18 protein-coding genes and 6 tRNA genes are annotated in these 19,841 nt (G+C 62.2%); 7 read left to right on the top strand and 17 right to left on the bottom strand.

Going from position 1 to position 19,841, the window contains the following annotated elements; genetic code table 11:
* Positions 1-260: 260 nt before the first annotated feature.
* Both AC0Z42_RS08105 and AC0Z42_RS08100 read left to right on the top strand, forming a co-directional pair.
* Positions 261-1,934, top strand: a complete 1,674-nt coding sequence (locus tag AC0Z42_RS08105) for a methyl-accepting chemotaxis protein (RefSeq protein WP_485467710.1) — start codon at positions 261-263, stop codon at positions 1,932-1,934.
* A 91-nt stretch (positions 1,935-2,025) separates the two neighbouring features.
* A complete protein-coding gene (locus AC0Z42_RS08100) occupies positions 2,026-3,291 on the top strand; it encodes a hypothetical protein (RefSeq protein WP_485467709.1) in 1,266 nt (421 codons plus the stop codon).
* 9 nt (positions 3,292-3,300) lie between these two features.
* Here AC0Z42_RS08100 and AC0Z42_RS08095 read toward each other — a convergent pair whose 3' ends face one another.
* Together AC0Z42_RS08095 and AC0Z42_RS08090 are read right to left on the bottom strand one after the other, a co-directional pair.
* Positions 3,301-3,753: a hypothetical protein gene (locus tag AC0Z42_RS08095; protein ID WP_485467708.1), complete on the bottom strand. Its 453-nt coding sequence runs from the start codon at positions 3,751-3,753 to the stop codon at positions 3,301-3,303.
* A 12-nt stretch (positions 3,754-3,765) separates the two neighbouring features.
* Positions 3,766-5,253 (bottom strand): SulP family inorganic anion transporter, encoded by a 1,488-nt coding sequence (locus tag AC0Z42_RS08090; RefSeq protein ID WP_485467707.1) that lies wholly within the window; start codon positions 5,251-5,253, stop codon positions 3,766-3,768.
* A 219-nt stretch (positions 5,254-5,472) separates the two neighbouring features.
* Here AC0Z42_RS08090 and AC0Z42_RS08085 point away from each other — a divergent pair, with 219 nt between their 5' ends.
* Together AC0Z42_RS08085 and AC0Z42_RS08080 are read left to right on the top strand one after the other, a co-directional pair.
* Entirely contained in the window at positions 5,473-6,288 is an 816-nt protein-coding gene (locus AC0Z42_RS08085; RefSeq protein WP_485467706.1) for a helix-turn-helix transcriptional regulator, read from the top strand.
* A gap of 105 nt (positions 6,289-6,393) precedes the next feature.
* Positions 6,394-7,791 carry an NAD-dependent succinate-semialdehyde dehydrogenase gene (locus AC0Z42_RS08080; protein ID WP_485467705.1) on the top strand — a complete coding sequence of 466 codons (1,398 nt, stop codon included), beginning with the start codon at positions 6,394-6,396 and terminating at the stop codon, positions 7,789-7,791.
* Positions 7,792-7,870: 79 nt separating this feature from the next.
* On the opposite strand, the gene AC0Z42_RS08075 is transcribed toward AC0Z42_RS08080, so the two are convergent.
* Positions 7,871-8,350 (bottom strand): nuclear transport factor 2 family protein, encoded by a 480-nt coding sequence (locus AC0Z42_RS08075; protein WP_485467704.1) that lies wholly within the window; start codon positions 8,348-8,350, stop codon positions 7,871-7,873.
* 110 nt (positions 8,351-8,460) lie between these two features.
* Positions 8,461-9,348: a LysR substrate-binding domain-containing protein gene (locus tag AC0Z42_RS08070; protein ID WP_485467703.1), complete on the bottom strand. Its 888-nt coding sequence runs from the start codon at positions 9,346-9,348 to the stop codon at positions 8,461-8,463.
* A gap of 130 nt (positions 9,349-9,478) precedes the next feature.
* Here AC0Z42_RS08070 and AC0Z42_RS08065 point away from each other — a divergent pair, with 130 nt between their 5' ends.
* Positions 9,479-10,174, top strand: a complete 696-nt coding sequence (locus tag AC0Z42_RS08065; RefSeq protein ID WP_485467702.1) for a glutathione binding-like protein — start codon at positions 9,479-9,481, stop codon at positions 10,172-10,174.
* Positions 10,175-10,205: 31 nt separating this feature from the next.
* Here AC0Z42_RS08065 and AC0Z42_RS08060 read toward each other — a convergent pair whose 3' ends face one another.
* The 5 genes from AC0Z42_RS08060 to AC0Z42_RS08040 form a co-directional block, all read right to left on the bottom strand.
* Positions 10,206-10,946: an SDR family oxidoreductase gene (locus AC0Z42_RS08060; protein ID WP_485467701.1), complete on the bottom strand. Its 741-nt coding sequence runs from the start codon at positions 10,944-10,946 to the stop codon at positions 10,206-10,208.
* A complete protein-coding gene (locus AC0Z42_RS08055; RefSeq protein ID WP_485467700.1) occupies positions 10,943-12,094 on the bottom strand; it encodes an alkene reductase in 1,152 nt (383 codons plus the stop codon). The genes AC0Z42_RS08060 and AC0Z42_RS08055 overlap by 4 nt, the downstream gene beginning before the upstream one ends.
* Positions 12,095-12,172: 78 nt before the next feature.
* Positions 12,173-12,853, bottom strand: a complete 681-nt coding sequence (locus AC0Z42_RS08050; protein WP_485467699.1) for a type 1 glutamine amidotransferase domain-containing protein — start codon at positions 12,851-12,853, stop codon at positions 12,173-12,175.
* 204 nt (positions 12,854-13,057) lie between these two features.
* The gene (locus tag AC0Z42_RS08045) at positions 13,058-13,903 is read right to left on the bottom strand and encodes a PhzF family phenazine biosynthesis protein (protein WP_485467698.1); all 846 of its coding nucleotides are present in this window, start codon (positions 13,901-13,903) and stop codon (positions 13,058-13,060) included.
* 46 nt (positions 13,904-13,949) lie between these two features.
* Positions 13,950-14,573, bottom strand: coding sequence for a TetR/AcrR family transcriptional regulator (locus AC0Z42_RS08040; protein ID WP_485467697.1), 624 nt, complete (start codon positions 14,571-14,573; stop codon positions 13,950-13,952).
* Between the two features lie 75 nt (positions 14,574-14,648).
* Between AC0Z42_RS08040 and AC0Z42_RS08035 the strand changes: the two genes are divergently transcribed.
* Both AC0Z42_RS08035 and AC0Z42_RS08030 read left to right on the top strand, forming a co-directional pair.
* Positions 14,649-15,470: an inositol monophosphatase family protein gene (locus AC0Z42_RS08035; RefSeq protein WP_485467696.1), complete on the top strand. Its 822-nt coding sequence runs from the start codon at positions 14,649-14,651 to the stop codon at positions 15,468-15,470.
* Between the two features lie 22 nt (positions 15,471-15,492).
* A complete protein-coding gene (locus tag AC0Z42_RS08030) occupies positions 15,493-16,110 on the top strand; it encodes an NAD(P)-dependent oxidoreductase (RefSeq protein WP_485467695.1) in 618 nt (205 codons plus the stop codon).
* A gap of 180 nt (positions 16,111-16,290) precedes the next feature.
* Here AC0Z42_RS08030 and AC0Z42_RS08025 read toward each other — a convergent pair.
* From AC0Z42_RS08025 to uvrC, 8 genes are all read right to left on the bottom strand, one after another.
* A tRNA-Cys gene (locus AC0Z42_RS08025) sits at positions 16,291-16,364 on the bottom strand.
* A gap of 40 nt (positions 16,365-16,404) precedes the next feature.
* Positions 16,405-16,480 (bottom strand) — tRNA-Gly (locus AC0Z42_RS08020).
* A gap of 81 nt (positions 16,481-16,561) precedes the next feature.
* Positions 16,562-16,637: transfer RNA gene (locus tag AC0Z42_RS08015), tRNA-Gly, on the bottom strand.
* Positions 16,638-16,698: 61 nt separating this feature from the next.
* Positions 16,699-16,774: transfer RNA gene (locus AC0Z42_RS08010), tRNA-Gly, on the bottom strand.
* Positions 16,775-16,830: 56 nt separating this feature from the next.
* A tRNA-Gly gene (locus AC0Z42_RS08005) sits at positions 16,831-16,906 on the bottom strand.
* A gap of 91 nt (positions 16,907-16,997) precedes the next feature.
* Positions 16,998-17,073, bottom strand: a tRNA-Gly gene (locus AC0Z42_RS08000).
* 184 nt (positions 17,074-17,257) lie between these two features.
* Positions 17,258-17,842, bottom strand: coding sequence for a CDP-diacylglycerol--glycerol-3-phosphate 3-phosphatidyltransferase (gene pgsA, locus AC0Z42_RS07995; protein WP_485467694.1), 585 nt, complete (start codon positions 17,840-17,842; stop codon positions 17,258-17,260).
* A gap of 108 nt (positions 17,843-17,950) precedes the next feature.
* A complete protein-coding gene (uvrC, locus tag AC0Z42_RS07990) occupies positions 17,951-19,831 on the bottom strand; it encodes an excinuclease ABC subunit UvrC (RefSeq protein ID WP_485467693.1) in 1,881 nt (626 codons plus the stop codon).
* Between the last annotated feature and the right edge of the window lie 10 nt (positions 19,832-19,841).

The following is a 19,841-nucleotide window of genomic DNA, read 5'->3' as shown; positions in this document are numbered from 1 at the left end:
TAAACGACACCATGACGGTATCAAAAACACATTTAAATTGCTTTGAAAAACTATTTCCTTGCATCAATGCTATACTTGTCGCTTGTCGGGTGACGATCTGCCAGATCGATGCGCCTTTCGCTACACCTCCATCGCCACGCAAGATGTGGCTTGTCGCAGCAACATGTTGCGCACTGAAAACCCCGATCCCCTGCGCCTTGCGGCGCCCGACGCCACAAGCTGGCGGCGGCGATCAAGATTAATGAACTGTTAGGACCACCATGAAAAACCTGAATATCGGCGGGCGCTTGGGCGTCGGCTTTGCTATTGTATTGCTGCTGCTGACCGCCCTGACCGTGACCGCCATCGTGCGCATGCAAACGGCCAGCGACCTGACCTATCGCCTGATCCATACCAGCATCAAGAACCAGCGCATGGTGGCCGAATGGGCCAAGATCATCGAAATCAACAGCGTGCGCGGCGTGGCTACCTTCGAGATGAGCGACCCGGTGTCGCGCACCAAGATGGAACAAGACCTGAAGGTCCAGGCCGAGCGCTCCAGCCAGCTGCAGGAGCAGATCGCCGCCTCGCTGCGCAACCCGGCCGTCAAGGAACAGTTCCAGGTGGTGCGCAAGGTCCGCACGGAATATGTCACCGTGCGCGGCCGTGCCTTCCAGCTGAAAGCCGATGGCGACTTCGAGGGCGCCAAGCGCATCTTCGACAAGGACGTCACGCCGATCACGGCGGCCTACCTGGCGGAAGTGAAACGCTTTTCCGAGATGCAGATCAACGCCGCCGATGGCGTTGCCGACAACATCATGGACAGCTACACCAGCACGCGCACCCTGCTGATCGAACTGGGGTTGCTGGCCATCGTGATGGGTATCGTGTTTGCCTGGCGCATCTCGCGCTCGATCACCGGGCCGATCCAGGCCGCCGTGAAAGTGGCCGAAACCGTGGCCGCCGGCGACCTGACCAGCACCATCGTGGTGGCCAGCCGTGACGAAACAGGCCAGCTGATGCAGGCCCTGAAAACCATGAATGACAGCCTGGTGGCCATCGTCGGCCAGGTGCGCAGCGGCACTGACACCATCGCCACGGCCTCGTCCGAAATTGCGGCTGGCAATATGGACCTGTCCTCGCGCACGGAACAGCAAGCCAGTTCGCTGGAAGAAACGGCCTCGTCGATGGAAGAGCTGACCTCGACCGTCAAGCAAAATACCGATAACGCACGCCAGGCCAACAAGCTGGCCGGCGACGCGGCCGATATCGCCAGCCGCGGCGGCGCCGTGGTGGCCGACGTGGTGTCGACCATGGGCGACATCAATGCCTCGTCGAAGAAAATCGTCGACATTATTTCCGTGATCGACGGGATTGCCTTCCAGACCAATATCCTGGCCCTGAACGCGGCCGTGGAAGCGGCACGCGCCGGCGAGCAAGGCCGCGGCTTTGCCGTGGTCGCCACCGAAGTGCGCAACCTGGCGCAACGCTCCAGCGCGGCGGCCAAGGAAATCAAGGGCCTGATCGACGACTCGGTGCAGAAGGTCGACGCCGGTACGCGCCTGGTCGACAAGGCTGGCCGCACGATGGAAGAAATCGTGCAAAGCATCGGCTTCGTCACTTCGATCATGAGCGAAATCAGCAACGCCAGCGAAGAGCAAAGCGCGGGCATCGAGCAGGTCAACCAGGCCATTTCCGAGATGGACCAAGTGACCCAGCAAAATGCCGCGCTGGTCGAGGAAGCCTCGGCCGCCGCCGAAGCGATGCAGGAACAGGCCAGCGCACTGGCGCAGGTGGTCAGCGTGTTTCGCCTTGATACCAGCGCAGCGGCGCCAGTGCGCGCCAGCCGTCCGGCAGCCCCAGCCAAGAAAGCCCCGGCCCCGGCCTTGAGCTTGCCGGCACAGCGCAGCAAGCCGAAAGCCACCAGCAGCGAACGCGAGTGGGAAGAGTTCTGATCGCCAATACTGGGTGGTTCACTTTGAATTGACACAGGGCAATATACGACGGCAGATACCATTCACACTCAAAATTTTTGAAAGGGTTTCCATGTACCTGCCTGCCAAGCGCCTGAACCTGTCCTTGTTATTGCTGGTTGCCGCATGGATTTCGGGCTGCAGCAGCACGCCCCGCCTGCAGACCGCAATACCATTTGCTGCGCCCACAGGCGATGATTATTGCATTGGTCGTCTGGCCGTGTTCGCAAAGGAACCACTGCATTTCCTTGACGCGGCATCGCAGTTTTACTGGGGCGACATCGACACCTACCGCGAAGACGCCGCCGCTTACCGCCAGCGCCTGCTTGCCGCACAGGCGCCCGCCAGCGACGAGGGTGTACGCCAACTACTGGTGCCGGTCGAACAGTTGGCTCATGACAATGGTCTGCTGATCATTTCGCACGAGGAAGCGACGCTGCCTTTTGACCTCAACGTGGTCCAGGTCACTGGCTTTGCCCACCGTGATGGGACGACTTTCCGCTACAAGAAAAGGGCTGTTCGACACTTGCAAGCCGTTGCGGCACTACGTACCCGCGAAATTCTTGCTTCCGTCACCAGCAGCGCGCAGCCGTTTCCACCATCCCATCAGGGACAGAACGGCTTTTGCGTCATGTATGGCGGCATCAAGCTGATACCGTTGCCAGGCTGGCACGAAGCCTCGCGCGCTGAAGGCGAATTCATGTTACAGGGAGCGCCATATCGCTTCAGCCTCCGCACACGCCATTTGCGTTCGCTCTCGCTGAACGATCCGGAAATTCTTAACCAGCGCACGCTGCTGGTTGAACTGGCGGGAGGAGTGGAAGACACAGCACTTGTCGATGCATCCGAGCCGATGCGGCGGCCTGCATCGCTTGCCGCTGGTGAACTCAATGGCGTAACCAGCCTGCTTGACATGACCACGCAGGCAGGAAGCAAGCGCGTGTACGAGTGGCATTTGCCGGCCAGCACCACGGCGCCCGGCACGCCAGCAATCTTTCTGTATATCTGGCCAGCCGCAAGCGAGCCGACCGCGCAGGAAGATGCCATCTTTTTGCATTGGCTGGCGTCGCGCCCACAACAGGCGACGCCGCTACTGCAGCTGCGTCCGATGACCCTCGCGTCCAACGCCACGCCAGCGCAGCCGGCAAAAGAGGAAAGCAAAGTCGTCTACCGCATGCAGTTGAATTACTATGACGATGAGACCGCTGCCAATCGCCACTACATCATTTATAAAGACGGCCAAAAGGTCGATGATGGGCGCAGCGATGCGCAAGGTTTTACCAGCGCGCACAATGCCGATTATGACGAACGCTGGGAAATTAAGGTCATGAGTGACTGATTCTGGCCATCAGGCGAGGTCAGCTTCCGTATTAGCCACCAGCCTGGCCAGTTCACGCGGCAAAGGCTGGGCCAGGAAGGCCAGCGCCAGCGCCTCGGGCTCGATGGCGGCGTCCAGCGGCAGGCCGGTTTCAAAACCGCCGACCATGGTGCGACAGAAATGCGGCGACTGCGGCCGCGTTTCCACGTACCAGCAACCGGCGTAGGTCTGCACGAAATACTCGCCCAAAAAGTAGCCGAGCATGGTCTTGACCCATTGCCAGCTTTCATCGCGGATCGCAATCGTGCGCATGGCCGCATCGATATACGGCAGGTACTCGGCCGCATTGGTCAGCACTTCATGCGCAGGCTGCATGCCCAGGCGCTCGACAAAGCTCACCAGCGCACCGCCCAGCTCGTCGTAATACACATCGAACGCCGCCAGGCTGTGCTGCAATTGTTCTTCCTGTTCCTTCAATAACATCTTCACCTCCTGTCAAGCCATGCCGACATCGACGCCGGCGCGCGCCAGCAATGCTTCATTGCGCTTGGACAAATGTCGCACCTGCAGATGCTTGCCGGCCCGGTCGTAGCGTTCATACAGGCTTTCCAGCGCGGCAATCGCCGAATGGTCGGCCATATGCAGATGCTTGCAATCGAGCACCACGCGCGCCGGGTCGGTGGCCGGCTGGAACAATTCCTGGAAATGCGCGGTCGAGGCAAAGAACAGCGTGCCATGCGGTACGTAGACACGCTCGCCTGCCGTGCTGTCGTCGATCTCGGCGCGCATTTCGCGCGCATGTTGCCACGCAAAGTTCAGCGCTGCAATAATGATGCCGCACACCACCGCCATCGCCAGGTCGGTCAACACCGTAATAATGGTCACGGCGACGATCACCAGCGCATCCTGTTTCGGCACCTTGCCCAGCACGCGCAGCGAACCCCAGGCAAAGGTTTCCTGCGCCACCACGAACATCACGCCCACCAGCGCCGCCAGCGGAATGCGCTCGATCAGCGGCGACAGGAACAGGATGAACAGCAGGATCATCACGCCGCTGGTCAGGCCCGACAGGCGCGAACGGCCGCCCGAGCTCAGGTTGATCATGGTCTGGCCGATCATGGCGCAGCCGCCCATGCCGCCGAACAGGCCCGACACCACGTTCGAGGCGCCCAGCGCCACGCATTCGCGATTCGGCTGGCCACGCGTTTCGGTCATTTCGTCGGTCAGGTTAAACGTCAGCAAGGTTTCCAGCAGGCCCACCATCGCCATCAGCGCCGCATACGGGAAAATGATGCGCAAGGTCTCGGCATCGAAAGGCACTGTCGGGAAATGCAGGGTTGGCAAGCCGCCGGCGATATGCGCCAGGTCGCCCAGGGTGCGCGTGGGCAGCTGCAGCGCGTAGCAGAGCACGCCCACGCCAAGGATCGCCACCAGCGCCGGCGGCACGGCTTTCGTCAGGCGCGGCAACAGATAGACGATGGCCATCGTCAGCGCCACCAGCGCACACATGATGGCCAGTGGCGTGCCTTGCAGCCAGCCATGGCCTTGCGGCGTATTCTGGCGAAAATGTTCCAGCTGCGCCATGGCGATCACGATTGCCAGGCCGTTGACAAAGCCCAGCATCACCGGATGTGGCACCATGCGGATCAGCTTGCCGAGGCGCAAAATGCCGAACAGCGCCATGATGATGCCGCTCAGCACCACGGTTGCCAGCAGGTATTGCACGCCATGCTGGGCCACCAGCGCCACGATCACCACCGCCATCGAGCCGGCCGCACCCGAAATCATGCCGGGGCGTCCACCAAACACGGCCGTCATGGCGCAGATAATAAAGGCGCCATACAGGCCCATCAGCGGATTGAGCTGGGCCACCAGTGCAAAGGCGATGCACTCGGGCACCAGGGCAAACGAAGTGGTCAGGCCGGCCAGGAAATTTTTTTGTATATTCGGCAGCCATTCGGCCCGAAACGCGGTGTTGATCATTGAACTATCCAAAGTTAAAACAGGGAAATGGCGACTGGTGCGGCGGTGACAGATGGATGTTCAATGACTACATCGGTATGGCGGAAAGGGACGATAAACCGTGCGCCGGGCGGCGCCGCTGGGCCAGGCCAGATTATACAAGATCGGGCAAAAAATCCTGCCAGCATCAAAATACCCGACAATAGCGGCAAACATTCCAACACAAGAAAGAAACAAGCGATGGCAACACGGCCCTCCTCCGAACAACGCCACGAGTTTGGCGCCTTTCTGTCCAGCCGGCGCGCGCGCCTGCAGCCCGGGCAATTCGGCCTGCCCGAAGGTCCGCGCCGCACGCCGGGCCTGCGCCGCGAGGAAGTTGCGGTGCTGGCCGGCGTCAGCGTCAGCTGGTACACCTGGCTGGAACAGGGGCGCGATATCCAGCCTTCGCCCGAAGCCTTGCAGCGCATCGCCAAGGTATTCAAACTGAACCGGGTCGAAGCGGCGCATCTGTTTGCCCTGAGTTCGCTAGACGCGCCCTTTGTCAGCACCGGCGGCGCCATCAGCCCTGGCCTGGACCTGCTGGTGCGCGCCATGGACCCGATCCCGGCCTATGTGCGCAATACCCGCCTCGACATCCTGGCCTGGAACGATGCCATCGCCGACCTGTTCATCGATTACGGCTCGCTGCAGCCGCACGAGCGCAACACCCTGCGCCTGCTGTTCCTGTACCTGCCCTACCGTACACGCATCCTCGACTGGGAACAGATGGCGCGCGGCATGATCTGCGCGTTTCGCGCCAACCGCGCCCACGCGCAGGCCCAGGGACAGGACCAGGCGGCGCCGTTCGACAGCCTGGTCGAAGAGCTGTCCGCACAAAGTGAGGAGTTTCGCGCATGGTGGCAGGAAACCGACGTCAAGGGTTTCGAGGAAGGCCGCAAGCGCCTGCTGGCACCGAATGGCGACACGCTGGAATTCACGTATATAGCCTTGACGCCAGAGGGACGGCCGGACCTGTCGCTGGTGAGCTATATTCCCCGCCCGGCTGCCAGGGAGTGACAGTCATAGGATAACAACACGCCTTCTTCGCGCAGACGGGCTTGCCTACACTGAGGGTCATCGCAGCCCGATGTGCTGCTCTCAACCGTCATGGAGGCAATACCAATGTCCGCTTCGAACACTCTCGCCATCGCCACTTCGCGCAACCCCGCCACCGGCGAATTGATCGCCACTTATCCTTACCAGACGCCAAGCGAAGTCGAGCGCCTGCTCGATGCCAATGCCGCCGCCTTCCGCCTGTGGCGCGCCACGCCGATGCACGAACGGGTGGCCACGTATCGCCGCCTGTCGGCCATCCTGCGCGAGCGTTCGGAAACACTGGCCGCGCTGATCACCACTGAAATGGGCAAGACGATGCTTGCCGCGCGCGGCGAGGTCGAGAAATGCGCCGCCACCCTCGACTGGCTTGCGCAGAACGGTCCGGCCATCCTTGCCGACGAACCGGTGGCGGCCGACGGCGGCGACCAGATCCATGTGTCGTACTTGCCGATCGGCAGCGTGCTGGCGGTGATGCCATGGAACTTCCCGCTGTGGCAGGTGGTGCGCGCCTCGGGGCCGATCATGTTGTCCGGTAACGGCTTCGTGCTGAAACACGCGCCCAACGTGATGGGCTCGGCTTATGCCTTGCAGCAAGCCTACGAGGCGGCCGGCTTTCCGCCCGGCCTGTTTGCCAACCTGGTCGCCGACAACGAGACGGTGGCGCGCGTGATTGAAGACCCGCGCATCGCGGCCGTGACCTTGACGGGCAGCATGCGCGCCGGCTCCGCCGTTGCCGCCACGGCCGGCAAGGCGCTCAAGAAAAGCCTGCTGGAACTGGGCGGCGCCGACGCATTTATCGTGCTGGCCGACGCCAATATCGACCTGGCGGTTAAGGCAGGCATCGAAGCGCGCTTCCAGAACGCCGGCCAGGTCTGCCTGGCGGCCAAGCGCTTTATCCTGGAGCAGCCGATCGCCGAGGAATTCACGCGCAAATTCATCGCCGCCGCCAAGGCCGTGACGGCCGGTGATCCGTTCGATCCCGCCACCACCATCGGCCCGATGGCGCGCGAAGACCTGCGCGACGAGTTGCACGGCCAGGTAGAACGCACCATCGCAGCCGGCGCCACCCTGGCGCTCGGTGGTCACAAGGTAGCCGGAGCGGGCAATTACTACGCGCCGACCGTGCTGACCGGTGTGCTGCCCGGCATGGCCGCGTTCGACGAAGAAACCTTCGGCCCGGTGGCCGCCATCACGGTGGCCGACAATGCCGAGCATGCGATTGCACTGGCCAACACCAGCGACTACGGCCTGGGCGGCAGCCTGTGGACCAGCGACGTGCAACGCGCCCAGCGCATCGCCCGGCGCCTGGAAACGGGTGGCGTATTCATCAACGGCTACCCGTCGACCAACGCGCGCATTCCGGTCGGCGGCGTCAAGAAGAGCGGCTACGGACGCGAACTGTCGCACTTCGGCCTGCGCGAATTTACCAATGCGCAGGCGGTCTGGGCCAAAACAGTGGACTGAAGCGCAATCGCGATCAGGTCCTGGTCAATGGTGGCGATCCGGGTGGAAAAGTCAGGCTGGGCACATGCTGCCCGCCATCTTACAAGCCCAAGTCGCTCAAGCCGGGATGGTCATCGGGACGGCGCCCCGATGGCCAGTGATATTTCCGCTCCGACTGCGCAATCGGCATGTCGTTGATGCAGGCAAAACGGCGCTGCATCAGTCCGTCCGCCGCGAACTCCCAGTTTTCATTGCCATACGAGCGAAACCAGTTGCCGGAGTCGTCGTGCCACTCATAGGCATAGCGCACGGCGATGCGGTTGCCATCATATGCCCACAATTCCTTGATCAGGCGATAGTCGAGCTCCTTGCGCCATTTGCGTTCCAGAAAAGCGCGCGCCTCATCGCGGTTGTTGGCAAACTCGGTGCGATTGCGCCATTGGGTGTCTTCGGTATAGGCCATGGCTACCCTGGCGGCGTTGCGGCTGTTCCAGCCATCTTCGGCAAGCCGGACTTTTTCGATCGCCGTCTCGCGGGTAAACGGCGGCAGCGGCGGGCGTGTGACTGGTGTATCCGACATGTGCATCTCCTGGTCAAAAAGCATAGCCTACGCAATACCAGCCACGGTGTCCAAGATCGATTTGCTATGACATCGACAGGAAAAATGGTGAGCTGTGCCGACAACGCTACTCACGCCGCGCTGGCGCCGCCCAGTTGCGCCACCAGGAAATCGACCAGGCTGGCCAGCCGGCGGCGCCGATACGGGTCCTGCAGATACAGCAGGTGCACCGGCAACGGTGGCGGCGCAAAGCGATCGAGCACCACCACCAGCGCGCCGCTGCGAATATCCTCGGCCAGCAGCACTTCCGGTTGCAGGATCAGGCCAGCACCAGCCAGCGCGGCCGCGCGCAGGGCATGGCCGTCGTTGGCCGAGAAGCCTTGTGCCGTTGGCCAGGCCAGCAGCTGGCCATTTGTCGCCATCCACTCGGGCTGCCACGACTGGTGCACCAGGCAGCTGTGCTGCTGCAGATCCGACCATTGCACCGGCGTGCCACGGCGCGCCAGGTAGGCGGGCGAGGCGCAGATGCGGTTCTGGTACGGGCGCAAGGGCCGCGCCACCAGGCCGGAATCGGGCAAGCTGCCCACGCGTACCGCCAGATCAACGCCCTCCTCGATCAGGTCGACCATGGCGTGCGCCAGCACCAGCTCGATCTCCACCTGCGGATAGCGCTGCTGGTAGGCGACGATCAATGGCGCCAGCAGGCTGGCGCCCATCGACACAGGCGCGGCGACACGCAATTTGCCGCTCGGCTCCGCGTCAACGTCCTGCACCGCCGCCTGGGCGCGCGCCACGTTGTCGAGGATCTCCCTGGCGCTGCGATAAAACAGCAGGCCGGCGTCGGTCAGGCTTTGTTTGCGCGTATTGCGCTTGAGCAGCCGCGTGCCGAGCAGTTCTTCGAGCTGGCGTATGTGCCGGCCGACCATCACGGTGGTAATGCCCAGCTTCTTGCCGGCCAGCGTGAAGTTGCCCGCATCGACGACGCTGACCAGCGCTTCCATGCATTTCAGTTTATCCATTGCCTGCCTGTGCCATCCTCATTGTTTACCTGGCGTTCAAACACTTTGTCAGGATCGCTACTTCACGCTGCCGCCAGCATCGGCGAGAATAGATAAAGTTCACTTTATTCATTCCGACCTCAAGGCAACCATGCACACCGTCTCCGACTTCCCGATTACCCAGAAATGGCCAGCAGCGCATCCGGAACTGCTGCAGTTGTATTCGCTGGCCACGCCGAACGGCGTCAAGGTGTCCATCATGCTCGAAGAAACCGGGCTGCCCTACGAGGCGCACCGGGTGACGCTGGACCAGGACGGCGTGCTGTCGCCAGCGTTCCTGTCACTGAACCCCAATAACAAGATCCCCGCCATCATAGACCCGGCAGGCCCGAACGGAAAGCCGCTGGCGCTGTTCGAGTCGGGTGCGATTTTGCTGTACCTGGCGGAAAAAACCGGACAGTTCCTGCCTCTTGACGCATCGCTGCGCTATGAAACCATCCAGTGGCTGATGTTCCAGATGGGCGGCGTGGGTCCGATGTTCGGCCAGGTAGGATTCTTTCACCGCTTTGCCGGCAAAGACTATGAAGACAAGCGCCCCTTGCAGCGCTACGTGACGGAAGCGAAGCGGCTGCTGAACGTGCTGGAACAGCGCCTGACGGGCCGCGACTGGATCATGGGCGAGCAATACACGATCGCCGATATCGCGATTTTCCCGTGGGTACGCATCCTCAGCGGCTATTACGAAGCCGCCGAGTTGCTGGGCACCGAACACTATCCGAATGTGCAGCGTGCGCTGGCGCGCTTCGTCGAGCGCCCGGCGGTGGTCAAGGGGATTGCGACGCCTTGAGACAAGCTGGCGGGCAAGGCGCCCGCCTGCATCAGAACACCTGATGCGTCGGGCGCAGCACGATTTCGTTGATATCGACGTCGTTTGGTTGCTCGATGGCAAACGCGATCGCGCGCGCCACCGAGGCGGCGGGAATCGCCTGCTTGTAGAAGTCGAGCACGGTGTCGGTGGCGGTGCCCGAGGTACTGTGTTTGAGGTCGCTGTCGACGGCGCCGGGCGCGATCGAGGTGACGCGGATCTTGTCGCCGACCTCTTGCCGCAGCCCTTCGGAAATGGCCGAGACGGCAAACTTGGTGCCCGAATACACGGTGCCGCCCGGCGCAAACACCTTGACGCCAGCGACCGAGCTCAGGTTGATGATATGACCGCTTTCCTGCGCCAGGAAACGTGGCAGTGCGGCGGCGATGCCGTACAAGGTGCCCTTCAGGTTGACGTCGATCATCGCGTCCCATTCGTCGGTGTTGACTTCCGACATGGGGCGGATCGGCATCAGGCCGGCATTGTTGACCAGTACGTCGAGCCGGCCGAAATCGGCCACCGTGGCCGCTACCACGGCCTCGACCTGCCGCTTGTCGGTCACGTCGAGCTGATACGCCCTGGCCGCGCCGCCGGCGGCGGCAATCGCCGCCACCACCGCGTCGAGCTTGTCCTTGCGCCGCGCCGCAATCGCCACCTTGGCGCCGCGGCTGGCCAGCAGGCGCGCCACTTCCGCGCCGATGCCGGTGCTGCCACCGGTAATCAATACAACCTTGCCTTCGATATTGTTGCTCATGCTGCTTCCTTTGCTTGAGTTGTGTGTTCCGCATAGGCGGGATAATCGGTGTAGCCTGGTTTGCCGCCGCCATACAGCGTGGCCGGATCGATCGCGTTGAGCGGCCAGCCGTTGGCGATGCGCGCCGGCAAATCGGGGTTGGCGATAAACGGCCGGCCAAAGGCGATCAGGTCGGCCAGGTTCGCTTCCACCAAGCGCGCGCCACGTTCGGCCGTATAACGGCCGGCGTAGACGATCAGGCCACTGAAAGTGCGCCGTACTTCGCGCCGGAAATCTTCCGGCAGCTCGGGCGCATTGTCCCAGTCCGCCTCGGCGATCGACAGGTAGCCGACCCCGGCTTGCTCAAGTACCCTGATCGCCTCGATATAGGTGGCGTGCGGGTCGTCCTCGACCAGGCCGATATAGACCCGGTCCTGGTCGGTGCCGGCAAACAGCGGCGTGAAGCGCACGCCCAGCCGTTCCGGTCCGACCACGGCGGCCACTGCTTCGACGATCTCGCGCAGGAAGCGCAGCCGTTTATGCAGTGAACCGCCGTACTCGTCGGTGCGCACATTGGCGTGAGCGGAAATGAACTGATTGACCAGGTAGCCGTTGGCGGCATGGATCTCGACCCCATCGAAGCCGGCGTCGAGCGCGTTTTGCGCGGCCTGTGCATACAGCGCCACCACTTCCCTTATTCCAGCCACGCCGAGGGCCTGCGGCATCGACGGCGCCACCAGCGTGCCGGCTCCAGGCGCAGTTTCAATAAACGCCTTTGCCTGTTGCGCCGCGATGGCCGATGGTGCGATTGGTGACGCGCCATCGGGCTGCAGCGCCGTGTGCGAGACGCGCCCGACATGCCATAGCTGGGCGAAGATGACGCCACCTTCGGCATGCACCGCATCGGTGACCTTGCGCCAGCCGGCGATCTGTTCGCGGCTATAGATGCCGGGAGTCCAGGCGTAGCCCTGGCCGCGCGGCTCGATCTGCGCGCCTTCGGTCACCATCAGGCCGGCGCCGGCGCGCTGGCCGTAATACGCGGCCATCAGCTCGGTGGGCAGATTGCCAGGCTGGCCGGCCCGCTGGCGCGTCAGCGGCGGCAGCATGATACGGTTTTTCAGGGTATGCCGGCCCAGGGCAATTGGCGTCAGCAGTGCGTTGTGGTTCATGGTTGTTCCGTTTTGTGAAAAATGTTGGCGCTTGCCAGCGTGACCGGTCGGCCACGCCGGCAAGGCTGGTCAGACTGTTCAGGCCAGTTGCTGCAGCAGCAGCGCGGCAGCGGCGGCCGATGAACCCGGGTTCTGGCCCGTGATCAGCAGGCCGTCGCGCACCACGTAGGAACCCCAGTCGGCGCCTTTCGAGTACACGCCGCCTTTGGCGATCAGTTCGTCTTCGACCAGGAACGGCACCACATTGGTCAGGCCCACTGCTTCCTCCTCGGTGTTGGTAAAGCCGGTGACGCGCCTGCCTTCGACCAGCGCACGGCCATCGGCCGCCTTGACGTGACGCAGCACGCCTGGCGCATGGCAGACCAGCGCCACTGGTTTGCCAGCAGCGACAAAGGCTTCGATCAGGGCGATCGAGTGCTGGTCTTCGGCCAAGTCCCACAGCGGACCGTGGCCACCCGGATAAAACACGGTGTCGAAGTCGGCCTGGTCGATGGTGTCCAGGCGCACAGTGGCCGCCAGTTGCGCCGTCGCTGCCGCATCGGCTTCGAAACGGTGCGTCATGTCGGTCTGGAATGATGGCTCATTGCTTTTCGGGTCCAGTGGCGGCTGGCCACCGGCCGGCGAAGCGAGCACGATCTCCACGCCGGTGTCCTTGAACGCGTAATACGGTGCGGCCAGTTCTTCCAGCCAGAAACCGGTCTTGCGGCCGGTATTGCCCAGGGTGTCGTGCGAGGTCAGGACCATCAGTACTTTTTTCATGTCAGTTCTCCAAAGTAAATCAATTAAAATTATTAGACCGGTCGTCTATATTCAAGTCAAAAAAAAGCATCTCAAGAAAATGCAGCGACATCAATGCAATCGGGCCAGAAGACGCAGTAGTTGCCGCATCGTCTGCTCATGGACACCACTATAGCAATGATTAGACCGGTCGTCTATAGAATTTTTACCTTATTTATTTTGCGCTCAGCACGTGAACGTGCCGTCGATGATGGTCGCCGATTGCCCGTATATCCACGGCCCGTCTATTTCATGTACGACGCTGACCCTGCCATCGCGGCCCATTACTGTGCCTTGCCGCACGCGATAATCCTGGCCCGGCAGCAGGCGCGCGATGCACGCATTCGCACTACCGGTCACCGGGTCTTCCAGCAGCATGCCGTTTTCCAGCGTGAATGCGCGTACTTCGCGATCGGCTGGCCCGCCCTCGGCATGCGCGCCATGGATGGCCACGCCATTGCTGGCGCTGCGCCGCATCAGTTCGGCCAGCGCCGCAGCATCCGGCACGACTGCCAGGCAATCGGCCGCCGAGGCCATGCGAACCACCAGCCAGCAGATGCCCATATTGGCGACGACTGGCGGATGCTCCATCGGCAAGGTAGCGATGCCCAACGTGGCATGCAGCAGCGGCAGCAGTGCGGCATCCATGGCGTCAAGCTGCGCCGCTGGCGCGCGAAAGCCGAGCGCGCGATCGGCGCCGATGCGTACCGGCACCAGGCCGATGCCGCACTGCTGCACCAGCATGCCCGGTGTTTTCGGTTGCAGGCCCGCTTCCAGCAACGCATGGGCCGTGCCCAGGGTCGGATGACCGGCGAATGGAAACTCTTCCTGGGTCGTGAAAATGCGCACGCGGTAATCGGCCGCCGGGTCGGTTGCCGGCAGCACGAAGGTGGTTTCGGACAAGTTGGTCCAGCGGGCGATCGACTGCATCTGCTCATCGCTCAAGCCTTCGGCATCGAGGATCACGGCCAGCGGATTGCCTTTGAGCGGGACGGCGGTAAATACGTCGATCTGTTTGAAGCGGCGGGGCATGTCATTCCTTGTTGCATGTGGCGGCATCGTTGCCGCCTGGTTAACGTCAAAGCGCATCGAGATAACCGAGCACGGCTGCCTCGATCCGCGCCACCAGCTGTGCCGGATGAACATCGCCACGGCGTCCGGCAGCGTCCGTCAGCGCACTGATAATTGCCATCAGGTCCGATGCGGCCAGCGCCGGCGCCAGCATGCCGTTGGGGTAGCCGCCGCGCACGAAGCCGGCCAGCGCCGCATGCATCGCGGCGCCATTGCCCGAGGCCGGCATCACCGCCGACAAACGATGCTGTTCAAAGTCGAGCAGCGTCGCCAGCGCCGGGCGGCGCAACTGGTGACGCACCGCGACTTCGATCAACTGGCGCAAGGCCGTGCGCCGGTCTTCTTGCGCCAGCGCCTGCATCGCGTCGCGCACCAGCTCGGCCCTTTCGCGCTCGATCAACGCCACCGTCACCGCATCCTTGGTCGGGAAGTATTGATACAGCGAACCGATGCTGACGCCGGCGCGTGCGGCAATCGCATTGGTGGTGTAGCCGTCCAGCCCCTGTAGCTCGAGAATGTGAGCCGCCCCTTCGAGTATGGCCTCGACGGTATGCGCGGAACGCGGCTGGGACGGCGCTTTGCGCGGACTTACGCGGCGCGCACCGGCAGCTTTCGATTGCGAGTTGTTCATGTGAGCTAATGCTCATATCATTTTCCTTCCACGTCAAGCGAAATCCTGCCGCCGGCGAACAACACGAAAGAAATCATGAATCCTGTAATTGACTTAACCTCCGCGCCTGATGACGCCAGCCTGCTGACGCTGGCAGCCGCTGCCGTGCAGGCCGCCGGCACGGCCATCCAGGCCCGCTTCAGCGCTGACACACGCCCCGCCGACCGGCGCGCTGTCGGCGCCATGATCGCCGCCAACGACGCCGTTTCGCTGGCCGTCTTGCGGCCGGCCTTGTCACAGGCACGTCCCGGTGCGCAATGGGCCGACGATGAAGGCGGCAGCGGCCCCTTGCCTGCCGGCGAATGGTGGGTCGTCGATCCGGTCGAGGGCGCGATCAACCATGTCCATGGCCTGCCGGACTGGGGCGTGACGGCCACGCTGGTGCGCGACAACGTGACTGTGCTCACCGCCGTGCATTTGCCGCTGCGCGCCGAAACTTATACGGCCCTGCGCGGCGGCGGCGCATGGCTGAACGGCAAGCGCCTGCACGCGTCGCAGAAAACCGCACTGAACGCCGCCGTGGCCGGCACCGGCCAGGCCGTGCCCGATGAAGGCAGCGCCATCTACCAGCGCATAGGCACGTCGGTTACCGCCATGCTGGCAGCGGCACTGGTGGTACGGGTGTCGGTGCCGTCCACCTTGCAGCTGGTGCAAGTGGCCGCTGGCCGCCAGGATCTGTTCTGGCAATACAGCAGTGTGCGCTCGGGCTTGCTGGCGGGCGCGCTGCTGGTGGCAGAAGCGGGCGGCAAGGTCACCGACCTGGAAGGCCAGCCGTGGCGGCTGGATAGCAGCGGCTTGCTGGCCTGCGCACCGGCACTGCTGGGCCAGGCAGTTGCCGTGCTGTCTGCCATCGCCTGATCACCTTCTTCAAGGAATACTCATGAAACTTGCCATTTTCGGCGCCTCCGGTGCCACCGGCCGCCATCTGCTGCAACTGGCGCTCGACGCCGGCCACACGGTGACGGTATTGCTGCGCGATGCAGCCAGCTTGTCCATCGAACACCCCAGCCTGACGAGCATCGTCGGCCAACTCGAACAGCGCGCCACGGTGGTATCGGTGGTGCAAGGCGCCGATGCGGTGATCAGCGTGCTGGGCGCGCGCAAGGGTGGCGCGCAAACCGTCTGCAGCGACGCCATGCGTTACATTTTGCCCGCCATGCAGGCAACTGGCGTGCGCCGGCTGATTGCCCTGAGCGCGTATGGCGCATCGGAAACACGCAAGGCGTCGTGGTTCATCCGCTTCGTGCGCATGGTGATCGCGGAAAAGATGCGCGACAAGGACCAGATGGAAACGCTGGTGCGCGCCAGCGGCACCGACTGGACCCTGGTGCGCCCGCCCGCGCTGACCAACGGCGAAGCCAGCGGATGCTATCGCAGCGGCACCGGCTTGCGCCCCGGCATCACCGGGCGCCTGCCGCGCGCCGACCTGGCCGCGTTTATCCTGCACAGCGCCGAAAGCGGTGCCTTTATCGGCCAGGCGCCGGTCGTTTCCCTATAGGGCTTGCAGCGCGCCATGCGCCGTAATTTTTAATCATGGGACGCAAGTCGACAGCCTGGCGACCAGAGGCGTCGCCTTTGGTGCCGCACGCCAGAGCGGTGAATCAATAGATGAAAAAAGAACGAAAAAAAACCCGCATCGCTGCGGGTTTTTTCTTACGGCATTTCTACTACTTATTACTGGAGGCGAGGACGGGAATCGAACCCGTCTAAACGGCTTTGCAGGCCGCTGCATAACCTCTTTGCTACCTCGCCTGAGGAACTGCTGCGATATGCCTTCCGGCACATCTGAAACTGGAGCGGGAGAAGAGTCTCGAACTCTCGACCTCAACCTTGGCAAGGTTGCGCTCTACCAACTGAGCTACTCCCGCATGGAGCTTTACTGCATCACGCTGCGCCATCGCTGGCGGCGGATAAAAAAAGGAAGCCAGCTGCGCTTCCCTTCAGAATTTTGGAGCGGGAGAAGAGTCTCGAACTCTCGACCTCAACCTTGGCAAGGTTGCGCTCTACCAACTGAGCTACTCCCGCATGGAGCTTCTATTTTCTGCTTGCTACGCTGTGCTACTTATTGACTGCATCCAGTATTTACTGGAGCGGGAGAAGAGTCTCGAACTCTCGACCTCAACCTTGGCAAGGTTGCGCTCTACCAACTGAGCTACTCCCGCTTGGAGCCAACATTCTACTGCCTTTTGCCGCTGTTTACAACTGCTGCCAGATTCACTGGAGCGGGAGAAGAGTCTCGAACTCTCGACCTCAACCTTGGCAAGGTTGCGCTCTACCAACTGAGCTACTCCCGCAGTGGACAACATTGTATCAGAAGCTCTACTACATCGCCAGTACTACTTTTTGCTGCACCTGCTGTTTTACCTATGACACGATCCAGAAAACTGGAGCGGGAGAAGAGGCTCGAACTCTCGACCTCAACCTTGGCAAGGTTGCGCTCTACCAACTGAGCTACTCCCGCGTCATCAACAACAGGCCAGCATTATAGATGGATTACAGAGGCTGTCAACGGGATAGGGGTGATTTTTTTTCGGGTCGGACCCTCAGGGTCCGACCCCGGCATTGCCATGGGGTGTATTGTGCACTGAACCCAACCCCAACACCCGAACTGCCGGGTCAGACCCGAAGGGTCCGACCCCTCCCCATCAATGCAAATTGCCGGCCTTTTCTTTAATCAGCGGCCATGCCAGGCGCAGATAATAAAACATCGACCACACCGTCAGCACGCAGGCGATCCACATCAGCTTTTCGCCCCAAACATGGGTGTCGATGGCGCCGAAGATCACCTCGTGGTACAGCAGCAAGGGAATTGCCGTCATCTGCGCCGCCGTCTTGATCTTGCCGATCGAGCTGACTGCCACCGATTTCGAGGCGCCGATCTGCGCCATCCATTCGCGCAGCGCCGAGATGGTGATTTCGCGGCCGATAATGATAAATGCCAGCACGGCATTGACGCGGTCCAGCTGCACCAGCACCAGCAAGGCGCCGGCCACCATCAGCTTGTCGGCGACCGGATCGAGAAAAGCGCCAAAGGCCGAGGTCTGGTTCCAGCGGCGGGCCAGGAAGCCATCGAACCAGTCGGTGACGGCGGCAATAATGAAGACCAGGGTGGCCACCAGGTTCTGGTCGCCATGCAGCAGCATCGACGGCGGCAGGTAGAACACGCCGACAACCAGCGGGATCAGGGCCACGCGCAGCCAGGTCAGGAGAATGGGAATATTAAAAGGCATAGGGAAGCAATCGGCCGACGGGTAAAGTGAACAAAGCGCCACTAGTCTACATGGCACGCGGCTATTAGCCTAGTCCGGTTGCGGCGCCGCCGGACCAGGCCGAAGTTACTAATGCAACTGTTTGTAAATCTCTTCTGCCAGTTGGGTCGAAATCCCCTCTACCGACATCAGGTCTTCCACGCTGGCGTCGACCACGCCGCGCAGGCCGCCAAAGCGCGACAGCAGTTTCTGGCGCCGCTTTGCGCCGATGCCTTCAATCTCTTCCAGCCTTGAGGTCTGGCGCGTCTTGGCGCGCTTGGCGCGCATGCCGGTAATCGCAAAACGGTGCGCCTCGTCGCGGATCTGCGCGATCAGCATCAGCGCGGCCGACTCCTTGCCCAGTTCCTGCGCCGGACGTCCGTCGACAAACAGCAAGGTTTCCAGGCCAACCCGCCTGCCCTCGCCTTTCGCCACGCCGACGATCAGGCTGATATCCAGGCCCAGCTCGGCAAACACCTGGCGCGCCATTTCAATTTGCCCCTTGCCGCCGTCGATCAATACCACGTCCGGCATCACGCCGTCGCCATTGGCAACCTTTTCATAACGGCGCATCAGCACCTGGCGCATCGCCGCGTAATCGTCGCCGGGCGTGATGTCGTTGATGTTGTAGCGCCGGTATTCGCCGTTCTGCATCGCATGGTGATGGAACACCACGCACGAGGCCTGCGTCGCTTCGCCCTGGGTGTGGCTGATGTCGAAGCATTCCACGCGGATGGTGTCGAGGTCTTCCGTTTCCAGGCGCAGCGCATCGGCCAGAGCGCGCGTGCGCGACTGCTGCGAACCCTGCTCGGACAGCAGGCGCGCCAGCGAAATCTCGGCGCCCTTGTGTGCCAGCTCCAGCCACTGGCGCCGTTGCCCTTGCGGCTGGAAAATCAGGTTGATACGGTGGCCGCACTGCTCCATCAACGCCACCATCAGCGCCGGCTGGTCGAATTCGATATTCAAAATCAGGGTGCCGGGAATGAATTTTTCCGTGTAGTGCTGGGCCAGAAAGGCCGCCAGCACTTCGACTTCGATCGGCTCTTCGGCGATCGCCGCCGCATCGTTCAGCTGGCTCGGGAAATAGGCGCGGTCGCCCAGGTGGCGCCCGCCGCGCACCATCGCCAGGTTGACGCAGGCGCGACCGCCCTGCACCAGCACGGCAATGATGTCGACATCGGCGTCGCCGGTGGTTTCCATGCTCTGCTGGTGCAGCACGCGCGACAGCGAAGCGATCTGGTTGCGCACCACCACCGCCTGCTCAAACTTCAGGTCGGCCGCATACGCATGCATTTTCTTTTCCAGGTCGGCCATCACTTCGCTTTGCCGGCCGCGCAGGAAACGCGCGGCGTTTTCCACATCGCTTTTATAGTCTTCCTTGCTGATCAGGTCGACGCAAGGCGCGCTGCAGCGGCCGATCTGGTGCAGCAAACACGGCCGCGTGCGGTTGGCATACACGCTGTCTTCGCAGGTACGGATCAGGAACACCTTCTGCAGGATCTGCATCGATTCCTTGACCGCCCAGGAACTGGGAAACGGCCCGAAATACTGGTTTTTCTTGTCCACCGAACCACGGTAATACACCATGCGCGGTGCATCGCCATTGGTGATCTTCAGGTAGGGATAGGACTTGTCATCGCGAAACAGGATGTTGTAGCGCGGCTGCAGCGCCTTGATCAGGTTGTTTTCCAGAATCAGGGCTTCCGCCTCGCTGTGCGTGACGGTGGTTTCCAGGCGCGCGATGCGCTCGACCATCATGGCGATGCGCGGGCTGGCCAGGTTTTTCTGGAAATAGCTCGACACGCGCTTTTTCAGGTCGCGCGCCTTGCCCACGTACAGTACCTTGTCGCTGGCGTCGAAATAGCGGTACACGCCAGGCAGGTTCGGCAGCTTGGCCACGGTGGCCAGCACTTGCGCGCGCGCATCGGGCGCGGGAACAAGATGATTCAAATCGGGTATTGCTTCGGTCATTGCTGGCTCG

The sequence above is a fragment of the Janthinobacterium sp. 1L-D-8-B-C4 genome, assembly GCF_057291295.1.
The sequence above is the reverse complement of the archived record's forward strand: the minus strand, read 5'-3'. Positions and strand labels throughout refer to the sequence as shown.